Annotated in this window: 6 protein-coding genes; 4 read left to right on the forward strand and 2 right to left on the reverse strand. The window is 66.6% G+C overall.

What is annotated here, in order from left to right:
• The first annotated feature begins 119 nt into the window (after positions 1 to 119).
• The 4 genes from ELR45_RS32960 (at position 120) to ELR45_RS32975 (ending at position 3572) form a co-directional block, all read left to right on the forward strand.
• The gene (locus ELR45_RS32960) at positions 120 to 746 is read left to right on the forward strand and encodes a CGNR zinc finger domain-containing protein (RefSeq protein ID WP_129670064.1); all 627 of its coding nucleotides are present in this window, start codon (positions 120 to 122) and stop codon (positions 744 to 746) included.
• A gap of 126 nt (positions 747 to 872) precedes the next feature.
• Positions 873 to 2405 carry an MFS transporter gene (locus ELR45_RS32965; RefSeq protein ID WP_205857753.1) on the forward strand — a complete coding sequence of 511 codons (1533 nt, stop codon included), beginning with the start codon at positions 873 to 875 and terminating at the stop codon, positions 2403 to 2405.
• A 100-nt stretch (positions 2406 to 2505) separates the two neighbouring features.
• A complete protein-coding gene (locus ELR45_RS32970) occupies positions 2506 to 3108 on the forward strand; it encodes a TetR/AcrR family transcriptional regulator (protein ID WP_129670065.1) in 603 nt (200 codons plus the stop codon).
• A gap of 68 nt (positions 3109 to 3176) precedes the next feature.
• Entirely contained in the window at positions 3177 to 3572 is a 396-nt protein-coding gene (locus ELR45_RS32975) for a (deoxy)nucleoside triphosphate pyrophosphohydrolase (protein WP_129670066.1), read from the forward strand.
• Positions 3573 to 3584: 12 nt separating this feature from the next.
• On the opposite strand, the gene ELR45_RS32980 is transcribed toward ELR45_RS32975, so the two are convergent.
• Together ELR45_RS32980 and ELR45_RS32985 are read right to left on the reverse strand one after the other, a co-directional pair.
• Positions 3585 to 4568 (reverse strand): serine hydrolase domain-containing protein, encoded by a 984-nt coding sequence (locus ELR45_RS32980; protein ID WP_129670067.1) that lies wholly within the window; start codon positions 4566 to 4568, stop codon positions 3585 to 3587.
• Positions 4565 to 4801, reverse strand: a complete 237-nt coding sequence (locus tag ELR45_RS32985) for a hypothetical protein (protein WP_129670068.1) — start codon at positions 4799 to 4801, stop codon at positions 4565 to 4567. The genes ELR45_RS32980 and ELR45_RS32985 overlap by 4 nt, the downstream gene beginning before the upstream one ends.
• Positions 4802 to 5445: the final 644 nt, after the last annotated feature.

Here is a 5445-nt window from a genome sequence, read left to right on the forward strand (position 1 = left end):
TTGCCACGCGTAGGTTGGTGGTCACGACTCCTCCACTCGGTCGGTTACCTGTGTCATCGTTGTATGGGGGTATCTATTGCCATAGATGTAACCTCTAAACATGCAATTTGGAGGTAACAATGGGAGGAGCCGGGAGCCTTGACCTGATCGGTGGCCACGTGGCGATCGATTTCGTCAACACGCTGGCCGCGACGGTGTCCGAGCCATTGGAGACTCTGCACACGTACGCCGATCTGATCGACTGGGCCGATCATGCGGGGATCCTTGCGCCGGCCGGAGCGGATCGTCTTCGTGCGAACTGCCTGGCGCACCCGGCCCGATCGTCCGCTGTCCTCGCGCGCGCTCTGTCCCTTCGTGCCAGCCTTGACGACGTCTTCCGTGCCTACCTCGCGCGTGGCGACCCTCCTTCGGAGTCGCTGACCGAGATCGGTGACGCCTACGCCGAGGCGGTCCGGCACGGTCACCTCGGGCTGTCTGCCGGAACATACGGCTGGGCCTGGCCGGATCACGAGGACCTGGCGAGCCCGCTCTGGCCCCTGGCGCAGCAAGCCGTCGACCTCCTGCGGTCCGATCGTCTCGGCCGGCTCAGCCGATGTAGCGACTGCCGGTGGCTGTACCTCGACCACAGCCGCAACCGAAGCCGGCGCTGGTGCCGGATGAAGGGCTGCGGTTCACGCGCGAAGATGCGCCGTTACCGGGCCAGATCGAGTGGTGCCGTCGCCGGGACCGGTAACGGCGGGTCGTAGGCACCTTCTTCCACCGGAGCCGCACGACTAAGTAGTTGTACGATAGTCCTAATTGAACTATCGTACAACTATATTCAGGCGGCTGAGGTCCGATTCGGCCGCCACGTTCGTGTGGAGGGTGAGCTTGTGGTTGCCGTCACCACGCCGCGTGCCGGCGTGAAGGAATGGGTGGGACTCGGAGTACTCGCCTTACCCACGCTGCTGCTGGGTCTCGACGTCACGGTGCTCTACCTGGTGCTGCCGACGTTGGCTGTCGACCTGACCCCCAGTAGTACGCAGACATTGTGGATCATGGACGTGTACGGCTTCTTGATCGCGGGCTTCTTGATCACGATGGGCACGCTCGGTGACCGGGTCGGCAGGCGCCGGCTGCTCATGATCGGTGCGGCAGCGTTCGGCGCGGCGTCGATCGTGGCGGCGTTCGCAGACAGCGCTGAGATGTTGATCGCGGCCCGCGCCGCGCTGGGTATCGCCGGAGCGACGTTGATGCCTTCGACGCTGGCGTTGATCGGCAACATGTTCGTCGATGTCCGGCAACGGGGCCTGGCCATCGGGGTGTGGGCGACGATGTTCGCGCTCGGCATGGCGGTGGGTCCGCTGGTGGGAGGAGCGCTGCTCGCACATTTCTGGTGGGGGTCGGCGTTCCTCGTGGCTGTACCGGTCATCGCAGTGCTCCTGGTCAGCGCTCCGCTGGTGCTGCCGGAGTATCGAGCTCCGCGGGCCGGGCGAATCGATCTGGCCAGCGTCGCGTTGTCGCTGGCGGCCATTCTGCCCACCGTGTATGTCGTCAAGCACGTTGCCGCTCAAGGATTCGACACGCGGGTGGCTGCCGCGTCTGTGCTCGGCTTGGCCTGCGCGGTGCTGTTCGTCCGGCGCCAGCTGGTGCTGGAATCGCCGTTGCTGGACATGAAGCTGTTCGCCGACCGTGCGTTCACCGCGGCGTTGAGCATCCTGCTGGTCGGCCTGGTCGGTGTCGGCGGGGTGATGTTCCTGGTGACGCAGTACATGCAACTCGTCGAAGGGATGAGCCCGACTGAGGCAGGGCTATGGATGGGGCCGCCGGCTCTGGCGATGCTCGCCGCAGCGATAGGTACGCCATTGGTCGCGCGGCGAGTCCGTCCCGGCACCACCATGGTCGCGACACTCGCCGTGTCGGCCGTGGGCTACATCCTGCTTGCCGGGCTGAACCCAGGCGAGGCGGTGACCGCCGTGGTGGGTTTCGCTCTGGTCTACCTCGGCCTCGGGGCGATCGCCGCGCTCGGCACCGATATCGTCGTCGGTGCCGCGCCACCACGGAAAGCAGGCTCGGCCGCGGCAATGTCGGAGATGATGCAGGAGCTGGGCGTCGCCGCCGGCGTTGCGCTGCTGGGCAGTCTGACGACCGCGCTGTACCGCACGCAGATCGACGAGCGCATCGTGGAACCGCTACCGCCCGATACGGCCGCGACGGTCCATGACAGTCTCTCCGCGGCAGTGTCGGCACGCGGGCAGGTGCCGGACGCCGTGATCCAGGACGCGGCCGCGGCGTTCACCGCCGGATTGAACGTCGCGGCGGTCGTCGCCGGAACCGCCATCGTCGCGGTCGCGGTGTTCGCTGCTGTCTCTCTGCGCCATGTCCAGCCCATCGGAGCTGGCAGGGGCGACGATCACGGCCCGTGATGGCGTGCCGGTGGGTACGCGCCTACGGATGCGCTGTAGCCACCGGCGGTAACCCGACCTGGCCGGAGGCTCGCTAAGCTGGCGGTGAGGAGGGGCGATCATGGGAACGAGCACGCCACCCGGCGCGGGGACCGTCACGGACGGACGGCGGGCCCGCGGGCAGCGTCGGCGTGCTGAGATCATCGACGCGACGCTGCGGGTGGTGCAGCGTGACGGGGCGGCTGGAGTCACGCATCGCACCGTCGCAAGCGAGGCCGAAGTGCCGACGAGTCTGACCACCTACTACTTCGCCACCCTCGATGACTTGCTCGTCGCCGCGCTCTCGAGCGTGGCCGATGAGTATGTCGGACAGCTTCGGCATGTCATCGAAGAAGGTGGCGACGAGCTTCACGGGCTCGCCGAGATCATCGCCTCTTCCGGGGGAAGCGGACGCATGAGAGCCCTCGCCGAACGTGAACTCTCCACGCTTGCCGCCAGGCGCCCCGCCCTGCGCCCGGTCGCCAGCCGCTGGCGTGAGACCGTGGCCGACCTCGCTCGGCGCCGGACCGCGGATCCGCTCGCCGTCAAGGCCGTCATCGCGGCCGCAGACGGGTTGTGTACGGCCATCCTCCTCGACGGCGCACAGCCCGACGTCGAAGTCATACATGCGGTGCTTGTCCGTGCGCTCGGCACTGGAGAAGCGGGACACGCGCGGGATGAGTGAGCCGCGATCATTGCGGGACATGGCAGCTGTCGATGCCGATGAATGGCGCTATGGCACACTCCGCATATATGTCTGAGAGCTCCCCGGTGGTCGTCGTGGCCGCCGCCATCATGCGCGACGGCCGGATGGTGGCCGGGCGCCGTCGTCGGCCTGCGCAGCTGAGCGGCCGCTGGGAGCTGCCGGGTGGCAAGGTCGAGGATGGCGAGTCCGAGCCGGAGGCGCTGCGGCGGGAGATCCGTGAGGAGCTCGGCTGCGACGTCGATGTCCTGGATCGCCTGGGAGTCGATGTCGACCTGGGTGAGCGGACGGTGTTGCGGGCCTACCTCGCCCGGCTCCGGCCCGGGTCGGCGGAACCCAAAGCCGGGCCGGACCACGACGTCGTCCGGTGGGTCTCGATGGACGACGTCGGTGGGCTGGACTGGCTCGACGGTGACCGACCGTTCCTGGAGCACCTGCCGCTGTGAGTTCCGCGCCGGCTATCCGCCGTGTGCCGTCATCAGCTCCTTCAGCAAGGTGAACCCGTGGCGATCGACCGAGGCAGAGGTTGCGGACATGAGGACGACACCTGTGCCTGCCGCACGGTCGACGCCGAGCCAGGTCCGGAACCCGCCGGTGCCGCCGTTGTGCCAGGTGACGAGTCTTCCCTTGTGCTCGAGCGTGATCCATGCGGCTCCGATCCGGACCGCCTGGCCGCCGAACCGCGTGACGGGATCCAAGGCGGCGACGCCGGGAACGGAACCGTCGAGTAAGGCGGCGGTGAGGCGTGCCATGTCGTCGATGGACGCACGGATGCCCCCGGCCGGGCCGATCGCCTCGCCGGTCCACGGTTGCCGGGTCCGGCCCGACTTGCTGGTGCCCCTGATCGCGCCGGGTCGCAATTGATCAGGGGTTCCCGGCGTGTAGAAGATGTCGAGGCCGACAGGCTTGGCGATCCGCTGAAGGACCAGTTCCTGGTAGGTGGTTCCGGCGGCGCGAGCGACGGCGTGGCCCAGGAGTTCGAACCCGAAGTTGGAGTACCGGCTGTGTGGCTTCTTGAGTCTTGCCTCTCGTGCCTGGGCGATGAGCTGTTCGAGGCTTTCGCTGTAGGGATTGGTGCCCTTCGACCACAGAGCGACGGTCCGTCGTAGCGGTCTGGCCGACGCGGGCAGCCCTGGCAGTCCAGATCGATGTGTGGCGATCGCCGCAAGTGTCACCTCCGCAGCCGAGGCCTGTTGGAGCGGCAGTAGGTCACCGAGCGTCGTGGACGTGGTGATCTCGCCACGAGCGATCGCGTCGACGTAGAGCAGCCCTGTGATGCCCTTCGAGATCGAGCCGATCTCGAAGTCGGCGTCACGATGGGTTCCGATAATCGCGATGTCCGTCCCGCTAGGCGAGACCGTAGCTGTAGCCACCACCGGATGGCGTCCTCCGAGCAGATCGCGCGTCCGTCGGACGAGCGCCTCGTTTCCGAGCGCGGTCATCGCTGACCACCGAACAGCCCTCGGCCGCCGTGCTTCTTGTGAACCGCCTGCTTCGAGACACCCAGGGCGGCCGCGATCTCCGTCCACGTCGTGCCCTTGTTGCGGGCGCGGCGGACGAGCACCGACTCCATCCGCTCCATCTCCATGCGGATCTGTGCTGTGGCGGCAAGCCCGGTCATCGGATCGTCGTCTGCGGTGGCACGGGCGAGTGCGGTCAGCTGTGCAACATCCATATTGTCAACCTTAGTTGACTGCCCGGACTCAGTCAACCAATGTTGACACGTCCCTGGATCGCAGCGAACGGGGACGTGTGTGAATCTGCGTCTCGCGGATGAAGTTCCTCCGGGAAGCGGCCCGGTGCACCTTGGCGCTTGTGATCGTCGGGGCCATGTTGATGTCCGGTTGAATGTGATCGACTCAGTTCTCGTCGCTAGCCGGGAGGCATGAAACTGTGAGGATCACCAAGGGGTACTTGGCTCGCCAAATATCCAGGCCGCAATGGCGGTCGCGATCCAGCGTTGCTAGACGTAGCGCAGGGCTGCCCCCTTGCGTACGTGCACGAGAACGGCCTGCTCGGATGAGGGCTAGTGCTCAAACAAAGGGGGGTCGTTGCGCAAGTTCCGCACTGACGGTGCCGGGGAGGCTCTCCATAGATCTAGATTTCTGCGCTATGAGTGTGGCGTCAATAGTGTCCCGTTTCCGTTATACTTCTGGCATGAGTGCGAAGCCACTGGCGCGGAACGAGCTGTGGGACGTTGCGACCGTACAGCTCGGGTTCGTGACGGCTCAGCAGGCTGCCGACCGAGGCATCGGCAAGCACGCGCTGCAGATGCTCGTGCAGCGGCGAACCCTGACGCGGGTCGCGCACGGGGTCTAC

The sequence above is a fragment of the Phytoactinopolyspora endophytica genome (assembly GCF_004138495.1).
GTDB classification, from domain to species: domain Bacteria; phylum Actinomycetota; class Actinomycetes; order Jiangellales; family Jiangellaceae; genus Phytoactinopolyspora; species Phytoactinopolyspora endophytica.

What these genes read in the sequence shown, in the direction of transcription:
- ELR45_RS32960 (WP_129670064.1), top strand. Translation starts at nt 120, where the DNA reads ATGGGAGGAGCCGGGAGCCTTGACCTGATCGGTGGCCACGTGGCGATC.
- ELR45_RS32970 (WP_129670065.1), top strand. Translation starts at nt 2,506, where the DNA reads ATGGGAACGAGCACGCCACCCGGCGCGGGGACCGTCACGGACGGACGG.
- ELR45_RS32975 (WP_129670066.1), top strand. Translation starts at nt 3,177, where the DNA reads ATGTCTGAGAGCTCCCCGGTGGTCGTCGTGGCCGCCGCCATCATGCGC.
- ELR45_RS32980 (WP_129670067.1), bottom strand. Translation starts at nt 4,568, where the DNA reads ATGACCGCGCTCGGAAACGAGGCGCTCGTCCGACGGACGCGCGATCTG.
- ELR45_RS32985 (WP_129670068.1), bottom strand. Translation starts at nt 4,801, where the DNA reads ATGGATGTTGCACAGCTGACCGCACTCGCCCGTGCCACCGCAGACGAC.